20 protein-coding genes and 1 pseudogene are annotated in these 22609 nt (G+C 33.8%); 7 read left to right on the forward strand and 14 right to left on the reverse strand.

Annotated features, from left to right (window positions below; all coding sequences use genetic code 11):
• Nucleotides 1-82 precede the first annotated feature (82 nt).
• The gene (locus tag FD31_RS09905; protein ID WP_057892619.1) at nucleotides 83-1414 is read right to left on the reverse strand and encodes a DUF3329 domain-containing protein; all 1332 of its coding nucleotides are present in this window, start codon (nucleotides 1412-1414) and stop codon (nucleotides 83-85) included.
• A gap of 184 nt (nucleotides 1415-1598) precedes the next feature.
• Here FD31_RS09905 and FD31_RS14305 point away from each other — a divergent pair, with 184 nt between their 5' ends.
• Nucleotides 1599-2048 (forward strand): SHOCT domain-containing protein, encoded by a 450-nt coding sequence (locus tag FD31_RS14305; protein ID WP_162258549.1) that lies wholly within the window; start codon nucleotides 1599-1601, stop codon nucleotides 2046-2048.
• Nucleotides 2049-2297: 249 nt separating this feature from the next.
• Nucleotides 2298-2657: a hypothetical protein gene (locus tag FD31_RS09915; protein WP_057892620.1), complete on the forward strand. Its 360-nt coding sequence runs from the start codon at nucleotides 2298-2300 to the stop codon at nucleotides 2655-2657.
• Nucleotides 2658-3072: 415 nt separating this feature from the next.
• Here FD31_RS09915 and FD31_RS09920 read toward each other — a convergent pair.
• A pseudogene (locus tag FD31_RS09920) lies at nucleotides 3073-3705 on the reverse strand (nucleotidyl transferase AbiEii/AbiGii toxin family protein); the annotation flags it as partial.
• A 207-nt stretch (nucleotides 3706-3912) separates the two neighbouring features.
• A complete protein-coding gene (locus tag FD31_RS09925) occupies nucleotides 3913-4611 on the reverse strand; it encodes a type IV toxin-antitoxin system AbiEi family antitoxin domain-containing protein (RefSeq protein WP_057892622.1) in 699 nt (232 codons plus the stop codon).
• Nucleotides 4612-5157: 546 nt separating this feature from the next.
• On the opposite strand from FD31_RS09925, the gene FD31_RS09930 reads away from it, so the two are divergent.
• From FD31_RS09930 to FD31_RS09945, 3 genes are all read left to right on the forward strand, one after another.
• A complete protein-coding gene (locus FD31_RS09930) occupies nucleotides 5158-7038 on the forward strand; it encodes a 6-pyruvoyl-tetrahydropterin synthase-related protein (RefSeq protein WP_057892623.1) in 1881 nt (626 codons plus the stop codon).
• A gap of 561 nt (nucleotides 7039-7599) precedes the next feature.
• Nucleotides 7600-8133: a helix-turn-helix domain-containing protein gene (locus FD31_RS09940; protein WP_057892625.1), complete on the forward strand. Its 534-nt coding sequence runs from the start codon at nucleotides 7600-7602 to the stop codon at nucleotides 8131-8133.
• A complete protein-coding gene (locus FD31_RS09945) occupies nucleotides 8133-8540 on the forward strand; it encodes a protein-export chaperone SecB (RefSeq protein ID WP_057892626.1) in 408 nt (135 codons plus the stop codon). The genes FD31_RS09940 and FD31_RS09945 overlap by 1 nt, the downstream gene beginning before the upstream one ends.
• 515 nt (nucleotides 8541-9055) lie before the next feature.
• On the opposite strand, the gene FD31_RS09950 is transcribed toward FD31_RS09945, so the two are convergent.
• From FD31_RS09950 to FD31_RS09985, 8 genes are all read right to left on the reverse strand, one after another.
• Entirely contained in the window at nucleotides 9056-10042 is a 987-nt protein-coding gene (locus FD31_RS09950; protein ID WP_057892627.1) for an ABC transporter substrate-binding protein, read from the reverse strand.
• A 269-nt stretch (nucleotides 10043-10311) separates the two neighbouring features.
• Nucleotides 10312-11187 carry a reverse transcriptase family protein gene (locus FD31_RS09955; protein WP_162258550.1) on the reverse strand — a complete coding sequence of 292 codons (876 nt, stop codon included), beginning with the start codon at nucleotides 11185-11187 and terminating at the stop codon, nucleotides 10312-10314.
• 228 nt (nucleotides 11188-11415) lie between these two features.
• Nucleotides 11416-11739, reverse strand: a complete 324-nt coding sequence (locus FD31_RS09960) for a hypothetical protein (protein WP_057892629.1) — start codon at nucleotides 11737-11739, stop codon at nucleotides 11416-11418.
• 10 nt (nucleotides 11740-11749) lie between these two features.
• A complete protein-coding gene (locus FD31_RS09965; protein WP_057892630.1) occupies nucleotides 11750-12733 on the reverse strand; it encodes a phosphoribosyltransferase-like protein in 984 nt (327 codons plus the stop codon).
• Between the two features lie 208 nt (nucleotides 12734-12941).
• Nucleotides 12942-14126 (reverse strand): hypothetical protein, encoded by a 1185-nt coding sequence (locus FD31_RS09970; protein ID WP_057892631.1) that lies wholly within the window; start codon nucleotides 14124-14126, stop codon nucleotides 12942-12944.
• Nucleotides 14127-14321: 195 nt separating this feature from the next.
• Nucleotides 14322-15806 (reverse strand): hypothetical protein, encoded by a 1485-nt coding sequence (locus FD31_RS09975; RefSeq protein WP_057892632.1) that lies wholly within the window; start codon nucleotides 15804-15806, stop codon nucleotides 14322-14324.
• A 367-nt stretch (nucleotides 15807-16173) separates the two neighbouring features.
• On the reverse strand, nucleotides 16174-16386 hold the full coding sequence (locus FD31_RS09980) for a DUF2922 domain-containing protein (protein WP_057892633.1): 213 nt from the start codon (nucleotides 16384-16386) through the stop codon (nucleotides 16174-16176).
• A gap of 13 nt (nucleotides 16387-16399) precedes the next feature.
• Complete coding sequence (locus FD31_RS09985) at nucleotides 16400-16606, reverse strand: DUF1659 domain-containing protein (RefSeq protein WP_057892634.1); 207 nt, start codon at nucleotides 16604-16606, stop codon at nucleotides 16400-16402.
• An 840-nt stretch (nucleotides 16607-17446) separates the two neighbouring features.
• Between FD31_RS09985 and FD31_RS09990 the strand changes: the two genes are divergently transcribed.
• The gene (locus tag FD31_RS09990; RefSeq protein WP_057892635.1) at nucleotides 17447-18319 is read left to right on the forward strand and encodes a hypothetical protein; all 873 of its coding nucleotides are present in this window, start codon (nucleotides 17447-17449) and stop codon (nucleotides 18317-18319) included.
• A gap of 75 nt (nucleotides 18320-18394) precedes the next feature.
• Here FD31_RS09990 and FD31_RS09995 read toward each other — a convergent pair whose 3' ends face one another.
• The 3 genes from FD31_RS09995 to FD31_RS10005 all read right to left on the reverse strand — a co-directional run bounded on the left by FD31_RS09995 (nucleotide 18395) and on the right by FD31_RS10005 (nucleotide 21888).
• On the reverse strand, nucleotides 18395-19942 hold the full coding sequence (locus FD31_RS09995) for a hypothetical protein (RefSeq protein WP_057892636.1): 1548 nt from the start codon (nucleotides 19940-19942) through the stop codon (nucleotides 18395-18397).
• Nucleotides 19943-20129: 187 nt separating this feature from the next.
• Nucleotides 20130-20675, reverse strand: coding sequence for a hypothetical protein (locus FD31_RS10000; protein ID WP_057892637.1), 546 nt, complete (start codon nucleotides 20673-20675; stop codon nucleotides 20130-20132).
• Nucleotides 20676-20679: 4 nt separating this feature from the next.
• Nucleotides 20680-21888 (reverse strand): AAA family ATPase, encoded by a 1209-nt coding sequence (locus FD31_RS10005; RefSeq protein ID WP_057892638.1) that lies wholly within the window; start codon nucleotides 21886-21888, stop codon nucleotides 20680-20682.
• Between the two features lie 230 nt (nucleotides 21889-22118).
• Between FD31_RS10005 and FD31_RS10010 the strand changes: the two genes are divergently transcribed.
• Nucleotides 22119-22580: a hypothetical protein gene (locus FD31_RS10010; protein ID WP_057892639.1), complete on the forward strand. Its 462-nt coding sequence runs from the start codon at nucleotides 22119-22121 to the stop codon at nucleotides 22578-22580.
• Nucleotides 22581-22609 lie beyond the last annotated feature (29 nt).

Here is a 22609-nt window from a genome sequence, read left to right on the forward strand (position 1 = left end):
AATATCCCTCACTCTCTCCGACTAATGTCTTAAATTTATTCGTTTTTTAACATACTAAATAAAATCTATCTTAACATATTACCTATTTAACTCGATATCCGCTGATTTGGTTTAAATCAAAGAACTTAGCTTCCCATTGATTCATTAAAGCAGTAGGCGGTGTATCTAAGGCAATGACGCCATAATTAGCGTTATACTTGCTCTTTTGCATAGTCATCAACGGAACACGAGCTGATTTCTCTTTTGTGCCCTCGGCCTGATAAATCAGTTGATATTGTGTCCGCATTTGGTGATAACTCAAGTTAATATCTTGATAAGCTGGAACAAAGCTAATAGCAAATATCACCGTCATAACGGCTGACAAAGCTACCATTGACCACGTTAGATCTCCCAATACGGCATAAACCAGAATAAATAACGCAATACCTAAGAAAATCACACCACCAAAAAAAGTCCGTTCAGGATATTCTGGTGAAAAGGCCATCGCATAAACGGCCGCAACGTGTCCAATTAAGAAAAAGACAGTGGCCCAAATTGTATCAGTGTTGATTTTTTTCAAAAAGATACCAGCTACTAGTAGCACTGCCATCAAAGTATAAATCCAGACCCATTTATCAAACGTTAAGTTATAAATCCCCGCAAAGTTTTTTTGAATCAAAGCCCATGTTCGATGAATATTGCCACGGCTTTGTGATCCTGGCGACATCATCATCGTGATGAATCCCAAGCCACTAAAAATCACACTAATCGTCGAAACTAAACTGATTTTATGTTCTTGAATCAGACGTTTTACCATGAACAATAAGACAATCAACACGGCAGCTGGTCCGGAATTTTCATTTGACGCTCCGGCTAGAAAACCCAGTACAATAGCACCTAAGATATTCGTTACATTAACAGCCCGATTTTTCAAATTGTAGATGATGAATCCTAAATAAATAATACTCATCCACAAGTAATTACCTGATCCAGACAGCCACAAGACTGACTGACCAAAGTAAGGTATATAAAACCAAGTGAAGCCAAAAATTAATGGCAAAATAAAGGCGTTATGCTTTTTATCCGATAATTTCACAGCTAATTTATTCATCAATAACAGTAACAAAACGTAAATTAAACTGCTACAAATATCAAACGGAATTTTTGAATTAAATTGCATAAAATATTGGACGATTGAATGCGCCACAAACCGACCATTCCACAATTGATAGTGATTCCACATCGAAAATGGAATCAGCCATGTACTGATTCGTTGTTGATGTGGGATTGCTGTAGGAGATGGCGATTGATAAACAAACCGATAAACGTAGTCGTCTGCCACATACAACGTCTTCCAGTTGAGCAACAACATAATAAAGAAGACGATTGTCAAAATAGCAATTGACCAACGACATTTCTTAATTTTTGAAAACAATTCTGTGATGACTCAACACCCTTTCATAATGAAATACTTAAAACATATCTTGAGTTTACATGATAAAATTATAATTCATCTATCAATCAATTTGTTAAAAACTTCCATAATTGAAGGTTAAGACAAATATTTTTGCTATACTTAGGAATGATTGTTACAGCACAATTTTCAGGGAGGCAATATTATGCACGCAACTTTAATTAATCGTAATACTAATGAACGCAAAGATGTCAAAGTCGGATTTTCATGGACGGAATTTTTCTGGGGCTTTTGGCCCGCACTTTTCCGTGCCGATTGGAAATGGCTTATCATCATCCTACTAGTTGATGTCGGACTAGGTGTCTTTTCTTGGGGTGGCGGTTCCCTCTTTTTCAACTTGATTTTTGCATTCTTCTACAATAAATTTTACGCTAATGATTTGTTAAATAATGGCTTCGAACCAGCAGACGATACATCTTACAATGCCCTACTTGCCAAAGGATACATCGCTCCTGGCCGCAAGTTTACTAATAACAACTACTACACAAGTGATCCACAATTGGACCAACTCGACAAATTGAAAGATTTGCTTGATCAAGGTGCCATAACCCAGGAAGAATATGATATCAAAAAGAAACAAATTTTAGGCTTATAAATTACACGGTAGCTACTTTAAAGGTGGCTGCTTTTTTATTATGCCAAAATTTTTGTCACAACCGATATTTTTTATTTTTTGAAAACACTTCTTTAACCAGCTTTCGATACCTTGTAAAACCTTACTACCACTACCATCATGAACTATACAATTTATCTTCCAACCAATTCATGAAATAGCCGTCATCACCTACATCTAAATTTCCAAGTCCTTGTTATACTAAGGAAAATCAGTGATAGGGAGGAAATTATGCACGCAATTTTAATTAATCGCCGCACCAATGAACGTAAAGATGTCAAAGTCGGATTTTCATGGACCGAATTCTTCTGGGGCTTTTGGCCCGCACTTTTTAGGGGTGATTGGAAATGGTTAATAATTATTTTGATAGCCAACTTAGCCTTAGGTGCTTGGAACATGGGTTCAGGTACAGTCTTGTTCAATATGGTTTTTGCCTTTTTCTATAACAAACTCTACACAGCCGATCTAATCAATGCCGGTTTCGAACCAGCCGATGAAGGATCTTACAACACTCTAGTGATGAAAAATTACATCGCCCCTGACAGCCGCTTTTCTTCTAATAACAACAATAATTATACTATCAATCATTAAGGCGTATATTCTAAGCCAGACTATCTTGAAAATATCGGGATTGTCTGGCTTTTTCTATACACAAAAAGGCTGAACTATTTAAAGTTCAACCTTCTCGTTACCTCTTCACGATACAAAAAAACTTCATCGAATAATATTCTACGTTTTACTAAACGCCCCGTCACTCATCGGAAAAATAATCCATTCAATCGAGTAATATTCTACGTTCTAACGAACAACCCGTCACTCATCGGAAAACAATCCATTCAGTCGAGTAATATTCTACGTTCCACTGAACATCCCGTTACTCATCGGAAAGGTAATTTCATTTCAGTTTTAGTATATATACTAACTGTTATAAATACAACATTTCTAGCCTAATGGTAAAAAGCACTAATAAATTGAAATTATAAAAATCGATATGAACATTTTTATATTAAATAATTATTTTATTAAATAGTTGCGTAATAGAGTTTGTCACATTTTCAAATGAAATATCGCCTACAAACCCATGTGTCTTTGCATACTGTAACCATTCGTTATTCATCTTTTCATCTGAAATAATCATATTCAGTATTTCTTTACGAAATTCCCAAAGTTCTACAGTTTTACGCTCCTCCATAACTAATTTGAAGTCTTTACTAAAAGTTTCGAAATCTATATCAGTTGTAATCGGAGTAACATAAACATCATAAAAATCCTTCATTCGCGTATTTGCTAATCCCCGTTGTAAAATAGTTTGCATTTTCTCAGCTAAAATTTGTTCAGGATGGTAAATATATATAGGGATTTTTTCATCTTCCAACAACGGTTGGTACTTCCATCTGATTGCTTTTTGTTCCAGAGTTTCACCAGTCACAACGTCCAAATGAAATGAGTCCTTCATCTGCCCTAACTGAGAATTCAATCTAATTCTCAATCCCTGATATGCTTTCTCTTCTTGAATCTTCTCAATATCGACTAATTGAAAATCAGGATCATTATCTCCACTTAAACTAATAATTTTTTCAATTATATTTCTAAGACTTTTAATGGTCACGGGCATTCCTTGAATTAAAGTATCCAAATCAACGGTTGTTCTTTTTCAATCCCAGTAATTGCTGATAGTACAAATCCTCCCTTCCAAATGAAATTTTCTGAATACTCTGATTTAGAAAGTAGTTTCAAAAAGCAATCTATAAGATACTTTTTCTTTAAAATATCAAACGGAACTTTAGTTTCAGCACGTTTAATTTTTAATTTATCCTTAACACTCTGTTCTAGACTTTTTTTGATTTCATATCATTATTTCCAGTCTATTACGAACTTTTTCAAAACTTCCAAGTTTCTTTGCGGTCAACAATAATTTGTTGACACCAGCCTTATCGCTCTTTAGATAACGTCGATATGCCGTATTTATAACATCTGAACTTATTCCTTCTTTTAGTACGTCTACTAACGCTCTTTCCTTACTATATAATTCAATCTGATACTTAGTTCCTTCAACACTTTTTTTCTCAACAAAACTATTCAAAATGTCAGGATTACTCTGACGTACAACGACTCCGTCCGTCCATTCTTTTAATCTATTAGGCAATTTGTAGCCTCTTTTAAAGGTCATATATGATTGATATGGATATTCGTCACTCAAGCCCCATAGGTACAGTGCCGTTGATCCAGAATATATTCCGGTCTTTAAAACTAGTTGCCGAATTAAAAAATCATTTTGAGCCCAAGACGTATCAATTAGAATTCCTCTTCCAATATACTCAAGGTCACCAGAATTAATCATTTCTTTTACAATTTTATTATTATCAATATCAGTAATACTTCTTACCTTAAGTATTGCTTCATTTTCAAAATAATATCGGATATTATCCAATGTTTTAATTTGAAAATTAAGATAATTAACGACACCTCTGGGCTTTTCTACATTTGTATCAAGATTCTTCAAAAATTCCGACTTGGATTGAAGGTTTGTATTCTTTTTAATCATTTTTTTCACCTCAATTTCCTACAATGATTTTTTTGAAGTAAATATAGTAGCAATCCAATCATTTGCTTCATTTTATCTTAATTGAAGTATTTTTTGCAATTTTTATGATTATTACTTCAATAAGTTCAATCCCTCAGCCCCCAGGTGCACATTTAACCAACATGTTTAAATAAATCTATGATTACTAACGAAACAACTAGTATAATAACAATGTTATATATATTTAACGCGTTTGTGCTAGTTACACTGTCTCCATAATCGTGAAATATCTTATAAGTCTTGTTAATCTAATAATTCAGAATATAAAACAACGATTAAACTAGCCGGAAGGAACAAGAATTTAGGTCGCTGTGCATGTGGCGTTAGGACTTTAGTCCATACACCACGGGACGAATTTTGAACCTCGCGTATTTTGCGAGGTTCAAAATCGAGCTTCGAGACCGCTCTTTGGCTCGAATCGGTCCCCATAGCGACCTAAATTTCTTGTTCCTGGAGGCGGCATATTTAACTAGCGCAATGCGATATTTAGGGGAAAGGTATTAATTTATGAAATCTATTTCTTGGAAAAACAAGTACCTGCGGATCCCGATAGTTACCCTCATAACCATCGCCCTCTTCGCCGCAGTCAGTTACATTGCACTTTACCAAACTGAATTTTATCGCCATTCCATTTGGACCTTCTTAGGACCAAGTGATAATCGGTTCCACATGATGCGAATTGAAGGCTTATATCAATCAATCTTGCATCACAATTATTTTCCACTCGTCAACATGTCCTTTATGGAAGGCTTAGGATACATTTCGAACATCTTCTACTCAGATTTCTTGATTTATCCTGCCGCCATCATGCGTTTGATGGGATTCACACCAGCACAAACAATTGTCAGATTTTACTTATTAATGAACTTTTTAACATTCAGTGTTTCGTTCCTTTGTTTCTACAAGGTTCAACGAAAATATTGGAACGCCCTAGTCTTTAGTTTCGTCTATACGCTAGCTAATTACCGTCTGCACGATATGTTGTTCCGTCATGACCTCGGAGAAGTCGGAGCATTCGTCTTCCTTCCAATCGCCATTTTAGGGATATACGAAATTTTTTACGGCGAAAGAAAGCGCAACTGGTTATTCTTAACTTTTGGTATGACAGGAATTATTTATTCACACGCTATCTCACCCATTTTAGTGGCAATCACAATTGTGGTGGTGATGCTGTGCCAATTGCCCGAATTACGAGTTCATCCAAAAAGACTTTTGTCATTACTTTGGGCTTCAATTTGTTCCGGACTGTTGAGTATCGGTTACTTCCTACCAATGCTGGAACAATTGAAGCACACAACTTTACGATTGACCGAAAGTAAAAGTATCTTAACTGCCGGAGCTGACAACTTGTTGGACTACTTCAACTGGAGTGTTAACAATGTTATCAACAAGCCAAACATCGGATTCATTCTGCTAATCGCAGCCGTTGCGGCTGTTGTGGGAATTGGTAAAGTTGAGAACAAAGCAGTCAAACATTTCGCCATTATCGGTGCTGTGATGTTCGTCTGTGGAAGTAAAATTTTTCCATGGGTCCTCCTCAGCAAAACACCATTCAAGATGATTCAATATCCATGGCGTTTCGATATGATGGCAACTATCTTGTTAGCAATTTTCGTAGCAGCTGATCCATTGCATTTATTAAAGGGTAATTTTGTCAAAGCAGCCTTGATTGCATTTGTCACATTACTAGCAATCTCAGCCAGTTATCGGATGGTCAACAACCTTTCCACAGCTTTAGTTCCATATTCAGAATACGATAAAGCTTCACCATTCAGTATCGGTGGTGGTCAAGAATACTTACCAGCCGGTGCCGACGTCGTTCCACTGGAAGCCGAGCCACAAATGCCAACGATTAAAGCTGGTAAAAAAGCTCAAATCACCAACTTCAATCGTTCCGATACTAGAATGACATTTAATTTCAAGAACGCCAAAAAGACCGTTATCTCCTTACCAGTCATCGCCTACTATGGGTTTCAATCCAAGGAATCTACAGGTAATGTTTCTAAATTGACAATGAATAAGAAAAACAACGGTTTAGGTGAAGTAACAGTCAGTGGTAAAGGACAAGTAGTCGTAGATTACTACGAAACACACGTCCAAAAGACCGCTCGCCACTTCTCATTCTGGTCATTGGTGGTCATTGTTATCGGTACGATTTTAAGCTTGTTCAACGTTAAGTTGGACGATTTCAAGAAACTATATGCCAAGATCAAACCAAAACAAGAGACAGCAAAGACTGAATCAGAGGAACCAAAAGAAGCTGATGAATCAACTGAATCAACTGAATCAACTGAATCAACTGAATCAACTGAATCAACTGAATCAACTGAATCAACTGAATCAACTACTGATTCTAGTGTCGATTCTGAAAATAAGTCAAAAGAATAGTAAAATACGAAAAAGGTTTCCTTAATTGGAAACCTTTTTTCGTACTTTTAATTATCTAGTTACTTATAGTATTTATTTCAATTCTCCAAGATAGTTTTGTTGCTCATGAGCAACAGATAATGATAATATACTATTGCTACTAGACAATATATAAGACGTATGTGTGACAACATTGACCGATAAAATTGCCGATAAGCTTGAGATTCAAGAACTTATTAATAAAATTAAAAATAATAGAAACATGTGGCATCTTAGTCCTCGTCCTAAAAACTATAAAACTTTATCAACTTTAAACATGAATGAAGATGATATCTTTGACAAAATTTACAAAAACATATCATTACATAACTACTCATCTAGACCATTATCGGACAACCATATTCCACCTGTAAAAGGGAATATTTGGATTTTTGGTCTTATGATAAATTACATAAATTGTTACTTGAAGTTCCAGGACAAGCCTACTGGTATTATTATGTGGATCTCAATTCATGAACAGGAGCACCCTCTAGTCTTCCCTTATTTACATTGAAATAATTATCAATCTTTGAGAGGTAAAAAATGACCGTAGAAAAAAGAGAATTTTACAATCCCGAGAAAGAATTAACAGAAATATATGAAAAAGAAACCGTTATAGAATTAGCTAAAGTAAAAAACATAGATAATCTCATAGTCATTCACTATTACTGGAAAGATTCTGATGGTGAACTTTGGAATAATTTCGATGACCCTATGGAGAACGTTCGAAGTGACTTTAATACCTACCGGAATCGAGTTGGTTTTATGCAGCCTTGGGAGTTAAAAGAACTCAGAGAAAATATCAAAATGACAGTTCGAGAGTTTGGAGATTGGACTGGAATTGGATATGGAAATATTTCCAAAATTGAAAATAACCAAAGAGTTCAAACAAAATATCAGGATAGAATATTTAAATTAACTAAGGAAAAATTCAATTATACTGGTTGTATTTCGGATGAACCAAACAAAGAACTTGAAAGTGAAGATTTTTTTAATCCCAACTTATTCTTAACTGATGAAGAAAATCACTATGTTTCCACATACTCTTACAAATATGACTTAGGAGATGCATCGTAATGGCTATTTTAAACTTTAATGGATATATCGTAAAAGAAATGAATTATACAAGAAACCCTAAATTTAAACCCAATAAAAAAAATAGAATAAATTTAACCCCCACTTTTGATGTCCAAAACAATATAGAAAACAATAAAATAATCGTTAATTTACACGTGAAAGCAGGTTCTCTTGATGATGAGTTCATTCCATTTGAAGTGAGTTGTTCAATACAAGGAACTTTTGAATATAATGATGAAGAGGATGTAAATAACATTGGCGTGGATTCCTTTGTACATAATAATTCCGTAGCTATTCTCTACCCTTATGCACGGGCAATTATAGCAACATTAACCACAACATCTAATGAATTTCCGGGATACAACATGCCAACAGTTAACATTGCTGAAGTATTAAAAAATAAATAATTGCTATATCAATACAAAAAGAGCGGATCACATTTCAAATGAATGCAGCCGCCTTTTTTATCTTAAATTTATCTACCAAATTCCATAGCTAGAAAATAACTTGTTACAGTACCCTAAAATTATTCTTAAATAAGCTTTGGATGAATATAGTTATGCCGTTCAAGCTATATTTAATTTTTTTGCGTATTAAAATCATTCATCCATAATGGCAAACACATAACATATGGGGATATAATCCGATGAATATTGTCCTTGTTATTTCAATTATTCATAATCTATAAATTCTATAACCCAAAATAGTTATTAATGCATTTAAAAAGGTCACCCAGAAACTGGATGGCCTTTTCCTTGTAAAAATTACGGACAATAATTTACAAGACATAGATTATCATATGTTCAAAATTAATGAAACAAAAAAATTTAGAAATTTAAATTTTTTCAGAAAAGTTTGCCACTTCATTACTTTTGCCTTATCCAATAAAAAAATACCGTCTTTCGACGATATTTCTCAAGCTTTATTTAACACCCTTAACTTTCAAAGTACGGGCTTTATAACTAACCTTACCCTTGTAAAGTTTGTGTGATTTAGCATATTTAAAGGATTTGTTAAAGTCTGATTTCTTAACCTTGTGAACCTTCTTAAATGTAAGGTCCAACTTAGTTAAAACTTCAGCACCTTTTTGATCATAGTTCAACTTATTAAGTGCAGTACCAGCCATACCATAGCTGTCAGTCTTATTAAGTTGCTTGATTTCTTTGTTCAAAGTATCAACTAAGATTTGTGTTGAAGAAACGTTACTCTTAGCAAACTTGTTGTTAACGATAAGAACATTACCATTATCAGCACTCATCTTTTGACGATTCAAAATCTTACCGCCATTAGCTTTAGCACTACTCATCAATGGATCTTCCAAAATAGCAGCGTCAACTGAACCATCTTTCAAAGCATTAACACGATCTTGTTGACCGTCAACTTGCTTAATCTTAACACTTGAAGACTTCATCTTGTTCTTCTTCAAGACACTCAATAGATATTGCTTTGAAGCATCTTTCTTATCAAGTGCAATGGTCTTACCTTTAAGACTCTTAACACTCTTGTACTTCTTGTTAGCAACTAAACCATTGTATCCAGGTAAAGTACCAACTACCTTCCAGCTAGCATTAGACTTTTCGTTAACCAAACCAGCATAGCTAACTAAATCAGTAACAGCTGCGTTAACTGTACCATCTTTGATAGCTGCATCTAGTTGACTATTAGAATCAAATGTTTTAACTTCAGCTGAAATATTTTGACTAGTAAAGTCTCCAGCAGCATCAGCCATTAATGCAGGTATAGCGGCAGTATTCTTGACAGTACCAATTGTAATCTTATCATTACCTGATTTACCAGTACTTGTAGTATCAGCTGCTTGAGCTGTACCAAGGCCAACAAATGGTAATGTTCCCAAAATCAAAAGAACGGTCGCAATAATAATACCAATCTTTCTTAACTTACGTGACATAAAAAAGCTCCCTTGTTTTTATTAAGTACACTTCTTTATCATAGGACATTCAGATACTTAATGCCAGATACTTAGCAATTATTAAAAAGATTATATATTAAAAAATATCATCGGATTATAAAAAAACACATCCCAAAATTAACTGAAATGTGTATTTTTTATACAATCGATTATTAGGCACCTACTGCTTTATTGCAATAAGTATATAACAAAAAGACAATTATTGTTATTGCGTTTTGTAAATGACGGATTAATTGATTAAATCTATTTCACATTGGCCAATTTAAATCATTCAATTCTTTTAATAGTTTCATACCAAGATTCTCGTCTACCATTTTTACAAAGTATGCTTTTCCATACATATATCCATGGAAATTACTTATTTCCACTTTATTAGTATGTATAAGGTGATCAATAACACCATATTTTTTACAATAATATATTTCTCGTCTGAATTTTTTTAAATAATTATTAGACACTGATAATTTATTCTTATAAAGCCAAATTCCTGTTACTATCTTCCTTTCTTTTGTCTGAATATTAGTTTTTTTTGAATTAACTCGGAGCTGTAATTTAGTTAGGCCTTTTTCAACCATTCGTTCTGATTCTAAAATAAATGATTCATAATTTTTTTCAATATTACCAGAAAACGTTAAGTCATCTGCATATCTTGTATATTTAACATTATATTTCTGCAAGTTTGATTTTAAATAAACGTCAAAGCTCTTTAAGTAAAGATTTGCTAGAAAAGGGCTTGTAGGAAATCCCTGAACTAATTTACCCCTATATGTACAGAGTGTTGCAAACGTACGACTAACTTCTTTAGTGTAGCCATGTTGACGAAAAAGGTGCTCTATTGAATCAAAACGAATAGAATCAAAAAAGTTAGTTATATCCATTGTTAGAATCCAACTTGGTTCTTTATATAAATGTTCTCTAGCATTAGTAACAATCGACCTACCACTTATGAATCCATGTGCTACCTCAGATGACGAAAATTCCTTAGTAAGAATTTTTTTTAATATCCATTTCTGTATTGTTTTAAGTTGTATGCTAGGGATGTAAATTTGTCTTGGATTTTTTGATTTCTTTTTTATAAAATAGTATTGATTAATATTTTTTGAAACGAATTTTTCAACTGTCATATCCTGTGATATTTTAAAAACCGACTTAATTTGTTTTGTATTAGTAAAATTCATGTTCACAAAAAGGGTAGTTACGGTCTGTTTAAGCGTCCTTCTTAAACAGAGCCGTCATCAAACTCGCTTTCAGTTTGATGACATCACTGATTAAGATAGAAACTACCTACTATAGCACATTGCTATAGATTGCTAACTACCCTCATTATATCCTCCCACAATTGTTGATAACATTCAAGAATCCTTTAAGCTATTATAAAGATTCTCATCAATAAAATTTATATTCGGTACTCCTAATTCAAATTCATTCAACCCATTATTTTCAAGCCATGCACTTCCTTTAGCTGTCAACATATACTCAACGGCCTCAGTATCAAATACAATGAATCCTTGATCAGTAGCATCATTCAATAAAACAATTGTTTGAAATGGCATTACTTTTAAATAATTACAAATCATTCCAATAAGGCTACCAAAATCTACTTGCTTTACAATCAAAAGTAATAAACTGAGCTTAAATGGTTTTGACTTTATAAGTGCAGATTTAATATCTACCATAATAATTTGATTATCCTCTCTTTTTTCTTAATTCTCTGAACTGATCGTTTAAGAGTTGATTATAATCTTGGGGTTTAACTCTTTTTTTTATTTTCCTCACTAAGAGTGGCACATGATTATTGTTTCCACCGTACCATAAAAATGGGATATCATTATTCGGAACATTGATATAACTGCATGCTGTCAAATCCATGTTAAATCTAAGAGTATTTTTATTCACCTCTTTTTTATTCCAGTCATCTAAATAATTTTTTAAAAAAGCACTATCTTCTTTCTTCAGGATACTATTTTTAGAGTAATAATTATCTAGAGTGTTCAAATTAATAATATTCAAATTAGAGAACTTATTAAAAAAAGCTTGAACCTTATTTTTGCCACAAATCGATGCCGCCAGGCAAACCATGTTTACTTTAACTCCTAAATTATCTAGTTCTCTAAATAATTTCTCATTCTTTGGACTAAAAAATTTCAACAATGATTTCCCTGTACCTAAAAAGTCATCTACTATATATATTTCTTGAATAGAGGCAAAAAAAAGCTCATCATCACTAAGCTTTGAAGAAAAATTGAAATCATCTTGTTCGGAGAGATAGTTTTTGGCTTTTTGCCTTGCCCTTTGCATATTTTCAAAGAATTCTTGCGTATTTTCTGTTGAGTGCTTCGTAAAGGCTTTATTTATTGAAAGTACCTCTTTCAATAATATATATAAAGTACTTGCAGATTCTATGTATTCTTTAGACACGTATGGAACAATATATACTCCAGGATTATTCAGCTTATCTAAACTTTCTAATTCATTTCTAAAAAAAGTTTTAAATTGATCTGCTGTTTTTTTTGCAGAATAATATTCGATTTGTGAGCATATTTCTAATAAAAGATTAAATATTTCAGGATTTGCACTAAGTTCTTTCTGCCACTTCTTTAATATCTCTACCTTTTCCAACTTTACGTCATTTGAAAAATCAATTTTGTCAAACACATGCTTAATATCCAATTACAACACCCCGAAAAAATTCATATTCTAATAATTGAATTATACCATTGTTGACTAACAAGCCAATCCATCTAAGTTAATCTGATTAAACCCGTTCTTCGAGATTCAATCGCCATTTTTCTACATTTTATGAAAGCCCTACACAATAACGAAAAATTATTTACTAATAGTAAAAAAGCACCTTAAATCTAAGTAGGGAAATTTAATATCACTTAGAATCTTCTACATTCTTCAAAATTAATTTTCTAGCATTAGAATCATTCCAAACAGACATTTCTACACTATCGCCACCAATAACCATCAATTCTTTCAGTTCATCGTAAGACATGCAATTAATGGGAGTTTCTCTAATTAATATTAGTGCTTTCTTTTGTTTATGTTTCATCACCATTGTACTAATAGTAAAGTCGGCACTCGCAATCATTAGATAGTCAGAAAAATAACTTCCTATTTGCTGAAACTTATCATTATTACGCTTCAATAGATGATCTTCTAATAATTCAATAAACAAATTTTTGATATCATCATTGCCTGAAAAGTTAAGTTTCTTACCAGCTCTCATCAATTCATTTGAAACGTTATTAGGGGACATAGCTGGGAACGTATGGAAGAAAAGAGCCGGAAGTCCATATTTCATAATAAGAGTACCTATCAGACTAACAAACAATATTTGTAAAACACCCGAAATACCAGATACACGTTGCAATAAATACATGGGACTAATTTCACTAATTATCCAAGCAAATATTATAGAGGTCATCATCATAAATAAAAACATGTATAACGACTTATCGTAACTATTTAATAATATCCGTTTCGAATTTGATGTAAGAATTAAATTTCCTGCTAATATTCCAAATATTGGCAGTGCCAGCATGACTAACCCAGGTAAATACAAATATGTTAGAAACAAAAACAGGCTCATTACAATTAATATTTGTAAAATTATCATTATCATCATAATACAACCATTATTCAACGGCATTAAAAGAAATGTAATTTCTAATGTTAGAAAATAAGTATAGAATAAATAACCAGATATTGGTCCACTCACATATTTTCTTAATTTTACTATCTCCGGTCTCTCATCACTTTCCCCTCCTAAAATAATAATTTTCAAACCATGTAATAATTTTTTATACCAAACTTTTTTCTCTCTTGAAATTTGGAAATCATAATATTTACCCATATTTATTTGATTAAAAATTTTTACTGTCTTCCCATATGTTGTATTGGTAAATTTAATAAATTCTCCAATGGCAATAATAAGTATCAACCAGGAAATACATCTTATAAAAATAAAATTGGAATTAAAGGTCAATGCATAAGCCACCAAAATACCCGCTCTACGTACTAGATACGAATTAATTATCATAAAGAAAGTCGTTTTCAAAAATTCACTCCCTTTTAAACTTATATTAAGGACATCTTTATTTTTGAATTTATTGGGTATTTCTATTTTTGCGTCTTCGATTATATAATACAGATGTCATTGGATAATAAGATTACTATTTGATATCGTACAATCAGAGCAAAAAAAAAGACCCACCACAGTGAGTCTTTTTAAAACTTATTCAACAACTAATTTCTAGTATGCTGTGTAAGTAACATTGTTACCTTGTAGCCATTCGCCTGTAGCAACGTGATATACAGTGTCGCCGTTAGCATTAACAGCTGACTTATCTGTGTACCATGCTGATAGACCAGCAACTCCACGGTTTGTTACCATTTTGCCATTGTCGTCATATAGAGGGTAGTAGAAACCTTCTGGGCCGGCAGTTGTAACTTTACCATTCAAAGCCTTAACGTCAGTGTATGCACCTTCGCCATTATTATCAGTAGCTTTGTCTGAGAATGTTACATCGTTAGCATTAATCCATTCGCTAGCACCAACACGGTATTGTTTGTTACCATCTTGGTCTGTACGTACGGCGTTTGTCTTCCAAGCAGTGTTCTTTGCAAGAGCACGGTTTGAAACTGTGTTATTGTTATCATCTTTCAATGTATAGAAAGCTGAATCACTCTTAGTTGTAACAACACCTGTAGTATCTTCTGTTGTCCAATCAGCTTCTGAGTCAGAAACATTGATTGCACGTACAAATGAAATTGTAGCATCTGTTGTAGTGAAGTCGTAACCTGATGAAGCTTTCTTACCATTTACATATACAGTATATGATGAAGGATCATCGTTATAGTTAGCAATGAACTTAGCAAGTTCTGTATCTGAACCGGCAGTAAAGTTAACTAATTGATAGTATGTACCAGCATTCTTGAATTCGCCATCTTTAATGTCGTCTCCAAGAGTACCATCAGCAGTAGCATCTGTTGATGCAGCAGCATCCATAGCAGCTTTATATGTCTTATAGAAACCTTTACCAATAGTTGTACCTGTTGTAGAAACAGCTTCACCATCTTGATCTGTCAATGCAACGTTAGTTGATGAAACCAATTGTGTTAAAGCAGTCTTTGATTTCTTAGCAACTGTGATAGGTGTTGTGAACTTAGCATTAATTGACTTAAGTTCTGTACCTTCATCAGATTTGTTCAACTTGAATTGAGCAACTTGTTTGAAGTCAGTACCGTTACCGTTAATATCAGTATCCTTAGTATAAACAGTAAATGTTACAGGTAACATTGAATCGTCAGCCTTAATTGCAGCATCCAATTGTTTAGCAGTATGGTTTGTAGTACCATCGTAAACATTACCCTTTGCATCAGTAGCAGTCATATAGGCAGTAACGTTCTTACCGTCTAATGTTGCAAGATACTTTGTAGCATCAGCTGTACTCAATGGACTACCGATAACAGCAGCATTTGTTGTATTAAATGTTGATGTAGCAACGGCATTGTTTTGACCAAGTGTCAATGTGCTATAATCAGCAGTTTTGTCAGCGTCTTTAGCAGTAAATTGACCGGCAAATTTGTTTTTAGCAGTTGTGAATTCACTAGATGGTGTGTTAACATCATCGTTTACGGCAGCTTGTGCAGTAGTAGAAAGTACAGGAGCAGCAACTGGGGCAACAGCTAGAAGTGTTGCAGCAGCGATTCCTGCGTATTTAATAGATTTTTTCAATGTTAATCCTCCCCTGGACTACAAGAATTTATTATTTTAATTGTCGTGGGGCTATCCCACTGACAACCATTATATGAAACTCTGGCTTATGAATCAACTCTAAATTCAAATCTCCACGTTTTTGTAACATTTCTGTATTAAATATCACAATTCTGTAATGTTTATGCAGAAAACTATGATGAATTTGCTCTTTTTTGACCAAAGTCAACCTTAAAATTACAAATTTATTACAGCCGTTATTCCAACGCTTTGCTTAGAACTTCTAGTTCATCCAAAAGAGCCTACTCTTATTCTAGTCGAAATAAGTCGTAGGCTCAAGGTTTATACCTTAAATATTTTAATAATTTTATCTAAATACTGCATTATTTTATAAAGCTTTGGTTTCAATGCGTTCAATATAGCTGGCACCAAGTACTTCTTTATAAAGTTGGACAGTATTTTGTTCAAAAATGTTACTGGTACTGATTTTTGCCATCCCCGCTTTAACTTCCTCGGGTGTGAGATCAGCTTTGACATAATTCAGAACCAAATTCTTCTTGTGACCTTCAGCAGTCTTAAAACGCAATTGTAATTTTTTCATCAGTTATTCTCCTCTACTTTGCACTTTGTTGGGTGTGTTTAACGATTTCGGAACCAAGATAAGAATCACCATCTGATAAAAGGACTAATCCTTCAGCAAATGTTTGAATTTGTTCCGCAGTTGGATCTTCCACGATGTTGTTGAAGCGGATAACTTTAATTCCCTTTGGATATCTGTCGTTTCCCATGGTGATGTTGATAGCAGTTTTCTTCCAGCTCATTTTCCTGACCTTCTTTTTTCTTATTATTTTGTAAGAACTAACGGCCGTTAAGTAACTTACATAGATAGTAACGTTTGGGGGTCTTCAAAACGGAAAAGCTTTTTGAAAAAATTTTAAATATATTTGCCGCCTCCGGATTCGTGAAATGAAGTCGCTGTGGGAACCGGTGCGAGCCAAGGTCTCGCGCCTCGATTTTGAGCCTTGCATAAACCACGCAAGTCTCAAAACTCGTTCCGTGGAGTAAGAGCTAAAGCTCTAACTCCACCTGCACTGCTGACTTCATTTCACGAACCCGGAGGCTAGTTGATTTAAAGATTTAAAGCATTCCCGTTCTTCATTATAGGTAGAAGATGATTGGTATTAATATATGCAGTTATATTGTTTAGTCAGATCAATTCAAAACAAATACCCTCCTATATAGAGGAATTAGGTATCAAGTTGGTGAAATCCTATTATATTAATTTCGATTAACTTAACCAACAACTATAAAAACTTCAACGTCCATATATAAAGGCATATTCCTAAGAACTAATACTCTAGCCGGAGATTGCCAGCAACTAAGCCTGCAGTGAAAGTGGCGTTAGAGCTTTAGCTCTTACACCACCGGGCGTGTTTGGAGACTCGCGTTTTTTGCGAGGCTTCAAACCGAGAGACGAGACCCTGGCTCGGCTCGGTCCGCACAGCAGGCTTAGTTGCTGGCAATCTCCGGCGGCATTTCACATGACAATTTTCATAGTTTCTCTAACATGTTATAATCTTGGCANGGCATTTCACATGACAATTTTCATAGTTTCTCTAACATGTTATAATCTTGGCAGTATTCAATGGAGGAATTTAAAAATGAAAAAAGCATTATTACTCGCAACAACAGGTTTGGCACTTATCCTAGCCGGCTGCAGCAATTCTGCATCATCAAGCAAGTCTAGCGACAACAGTTCTGCATACAAGACAGAAATGACTAAGGGAAATGACGCCGTTAATGACGAAAATTACTCAAAAGCTGAGGGTCACTTTGAGTCAGCTGTGAAAGCTAAGAAAACAGACAAAGCGTCTGCTTCCGAAAAACAAGCTCGTAATTTGGTTAAAGCTAAGAAGTTGATGAACCAACGTCAATTTTCTGATGCTAAAGATGCTTTAACTACTGCTAAAGAACAAGAAAATGGTAACAAGAAGATGACTTCTAAAGCTAAGTCAATGTTGACACAAGTTGCCAAGATCCAAAAGAATCGCAATAACTTTAAACTTGATATCAAAAACGCTAAAGCAATGATCAAGGCTGGTTCAAATGACCAAGCTCGCTCATTGCTCGAACAAGTTACTAACTTCAAGGGTGTTAAAGGCAAGTACTACTCAGACCTTTATACACAAGCTAAGACTTTGTTAGACACATTACCTGCTGCAGCAGTGAACGCAACTGATGAAACTAAGACTGATACTGACACGACTGATAATTCATCAGACAACAAGACAGATGCCAATTCAGATGACCAAAGCAACAATCCTGCTGCTAAGGGTGACTTCGATATCGAATCACGTAAAGGTCAAGGTAAAGAAATCACTGACGCTGATATTGCTAAAGCCAGACAACAATTGACTGACCAAGGGGTTAAGACAGTTGGGGCTTGGAGTGACAATGATATCATCCGTGCAATTAAGAATGCTCGTGCTGATGGTCGTGATACAATCCAACCTTCTGATGCAAAGATTAGATAATTATAAATTAATTAATATAGTAGAAAGACGCCCTGTTACTGAACCTTTTCAGTAATTGGACGTCTTTTTCTATTATTATTTTTTATACATCAAAATATAATTATCATCAGCCTTATTGCTGACTGCTGATTCAATACGATAATTCTTTAATAGTTCATAGCTCAAATGGCTATCAATGAAATCGGGAATTTGACGATACTGTCCCTGTCTATCTGGAGCCAATGGCACATCGACCTTGATAATCACGAAATCGACTTGTTTATGACGCATATAAGTATTAAAAGCTTCATACATTTGTGGCAATTGTTGATAATTCATATTCAGCTTTTGCCAATATTTAGTCGTTGGTAAAGTTTGAGACGATAGGTAGAATCCGTTATCCAAATCATTAATCAACAGCAGTGATGGATTCTTTTCTTTCTGATGCATAATCTTGGCAAAACTAGGTTGCGCATTATACCGATATTCGCCAACTGACACCCCTGCTCCTCTAATTACGAGATGATACAAATCTTGATTATTAACGAACGGCAATAACATCAAAGCCGACACAATCAGTAGTTTAATTGGTTGTTGATTTTCAAAATTGGCTAATTTAATATTGATCAATCTCAACAATGCCACCACTAAAAAAGTAATCCAAACTAAATTGTAGTATTGGATAAGTCGATGCTGCATTGCTACAAACAGAATTGTTCCAAGGAAAATAATTAATTCCAACGTGATATTTTCTTTATCATATAAGGCTTTGATCCAACCGCCGACTATTAACAAAGCGACAATTCGATATGCGCCAATTTCTTGACCCATTAGGAATAATAAACTCATCAATTTTACTATTACCGTTTGGTTGGTTTGACCATAAGCCGTTATATTTTGAACGAAATAGATGTTGAATAAATCGTTAACCGCATGATTAAGACTAAAATAAATCAAAACTAAGATAGTAATAATCGAGAATCCTAATAATGACATCCCTATAACTCGGAGTAATTTTCGAAACTGTCTTTTGAACAGCAGATACAAGGCCACCACAATAAAGAAAGTCACAAAAGCTCCCGCCGTCGAATATTTGACCCAAAACAGCCAACTTAAATTTAACCCTAATAAGAAAAACTCTTTCAATGGAATATTATCCACATTTTGCTTGGCACGATTGATAACTAATAATAGATACAAAATAGACGTAAAGGCGAATTCTTCGGGCGAACCTCCCATACTGTAAGCATTGGTAGCTAGTAAAACTGTCGGTCCTAATAATGCCAACCATTTAGTATCAATAATTTTCATTTTAAAAGTATTAGCTAATTTCCAAGTTAAAACGTAAACCACCAGCATATTTACAACTTGAATTAGAAAAATTCCGAAAAAATTATTTTCTCGAATGATTGCTCCTACCGAAAAAAGCAGATATAGCATTGGCCCTCGTTGATCAATAATATCTTTAAAGGGCACATATCCATGCAAAAATGCCCGTCCCATGGTGAACATAGCATTACTATCAACCCAGGGGTTAGTGACGTAGAGTGGCGATGAACCCATGACGAGCACACAAGCAATCAATAAAAATCCGATTGGTAATAGCCATTGACGAATTTCAATATTATCAAATTTATTTTTCATTTCTCATTAGGCTCCATATTTTTCAAATGTATTTTAATCGCTTACTAGGACTTAGTATAATACTTAATAATTTTTAGAAAGTCTGCTTGTATTTGTTTAACTCTCAATGAGTGTAATGAAAAAGACTAGAATGTCTCATACCAAGTAACTGGCTAAGATATCCTAGTCTTTTTTTGAATAATCTAGTTTAATCATTACTTAATATACTAGCTAAAGTGTTTTCAAATGGATCCTTCGATTTACTAGAATATATTTTAATCACTTCTACTAGCCTTTCAGATTGGTTTATCCAAAAATCATAGACAAATTTCGGTGATTTAACATTATCCATTTTGTAATAATATCGACACCATTCATGAGCCGACATTTTTTTAACATTTTTATTTGGTTTGCGATTTTTAAACTTATCAAAATCGGCATTATTTATAATAAAAAGTATTTCTATTTCAGGTGTTGTGTATATATCAGTAATTTTCGAAATCATTCGAGTATATGCTCGAGGCAAAATAAACTTTTCCCTTCGAGAATCGTGAATTCTTAAAATTGAAATTTGATTATCTTCAAATCCGTACGATAAATGCTCATGGGCAAATGATTTTCCGCTTCTATCTTGAATCACATCTTCCTCAAGCATGTTAGACCTTTGGAATTTCAATAAATCCTTATCCAACAGTACTCTTATAATTGCTTTTTCCGCACCGCCCTCAATAATTACAGCAATATACTCAACCACTAGACTATCCCTCTCGTTTATTGGAATCGGAAATCTTTTTTATTGTTGCTTTTTTTAGCGCTAAGTAAGCACTATATTCAGGTGCGGTTCCATGAATGCTATCGGACATAAAAACGTCGGATCTCATAATATCGGTTCTCATCTTGGTGCTAGAATATCTTGTCAGTGAAATCTTATCTAACCTTCGAGCGATATATATTTGATCGTTTCTATCCAAATCATCCAAGAATTCTGAGTAATGACTTGTAAAAACTAGCTTGGCATTATTGAGATTAATTGATGGGTCCTTAAAATAATTAATAAATGTACGTGCTATTGCATGGTTAAAATGATTTTCAATTTCATCAACAAAAATGATTCCGCCATTTTTTAATACACTCAAAATTTGGGTGTACAGTGAAATTCCCTTTGCAGTACCCGAAGATAAATAATATTCAATGGTCGCAAAATTTTGATCAGTAATTTCCTTGTCGTCATTTTTAAATTTCAATCTGTAGAACGTTTGCCTACCCTTAGTATCCGCACGTTCGATTCGCAAATATTCAATACTAGGATCTAAATAATGTAAAATCTCACTTGGTACGTCTCCTAAATTGGAAATAAAAAGATTTATATTTGTAAAAACCGTATTATCGGTAATCTGAGGCACAAGATAATTATTCATTTTAATTATCGTCCTAAAAATCGAATCATCGGGTGCCAAAATAGCAGCAACGTCAGGTTTTAAATTATTTCGATCCATAATTAACTTGGATTTTGAAAAGTCCAATAATCTCTTCTTACTGTCACTGGTCAAAGCTTTCTTACGATAAATCTTTTCTTCCTTGATTATTAGTCCATTTGTTTCATTATTATTGGCAATTACTAATTCATCTTTATAAATAAAACCATCTTCACTGTACAAATAGGTGGTAAAAGCAACGTCTGATTCATCAAAGAACGCATTTTTCAACCATGTTTCCGAGATCGACTTATCATTAAGTATCAACGATAAAATTCCAATCGTCAGTTTCAAAATCATAGTCTTACCCGTCGCATTTTTTCCAACGATAGCAGTGACGTTATTCGTGTAATTAGAACCAAAAAGATGCATCAAAGATTCTGTATAATCCTGTGAAACTCTACTGTCTGTCAATAACGAAAAATTTAGATTCTGCTCAAATAAAGGATACCCTTCAATATTAATTGATAGAAAACGTAATTTATTTGCCATTTCTCTACCTGCCTTGTAGTAATACTTATTTTTGTCTTTATATTAGCAAAAAAATATCTTTCTAACCATAAAATCTGTTTGGAACAGTTAAAATATATCAATTAACTGCCTTGTACCAAAAGATTACGTTAAAAGTTCTATATAGCTCATATTTTTCTAATAAAATTTTTATTAACTCAAAAAACTTAGTATAATAATTAAATGTACATTATTAACTATGGGGGAAAAATATGTCTGAGGAAAAAGTAAAAAAGCACACGACCCGAGCTATCTGGATTGTCTGCATTTTAATCTTATTGGGAATCTTCGCCATTCCTCAAATGTATCGCAACTACCACGCTGCACCCTACTGCAATTCATCTGGCATGCAAATAACTTTGGAAAACAAAGATACACATAAATTAAATGACTATCAGAAAAAGCAATTCGTCAAAATGGCTCGCCTAGCAATCGATAAAAAAGATGGTCCTTTCAACTGGAACAATTATCAAAATGTTTCGATCCACGTCTATAAAATGAAGAAACAATCAGAGTATGGTTTAATCTACAAAGTAAAACCAACCATCCGTTCCAAGCAACACACCATCACCAATTCCATCATCGTTAAATTAGCCAACCGTAATTTGAAAACTTATCATAAGTTCTCAATTAAAGGCTATTCATCAGACTTTTCTAATTTCATGAATAATTAGAAGAGTCTTTTTTCTACCCTTAGTCAAGG

The organism is Companilactobacillus nantensis DSM 16982 (genome assembly GCF_001435815.1).
In the GTDB taxonomy this organism is placed as follows: Bacteria; Bacillota; Bacilli; order Lactobacillales; family Lactobacillaceae; genus Companilactobacillus; species Companilactobacillus nantensis.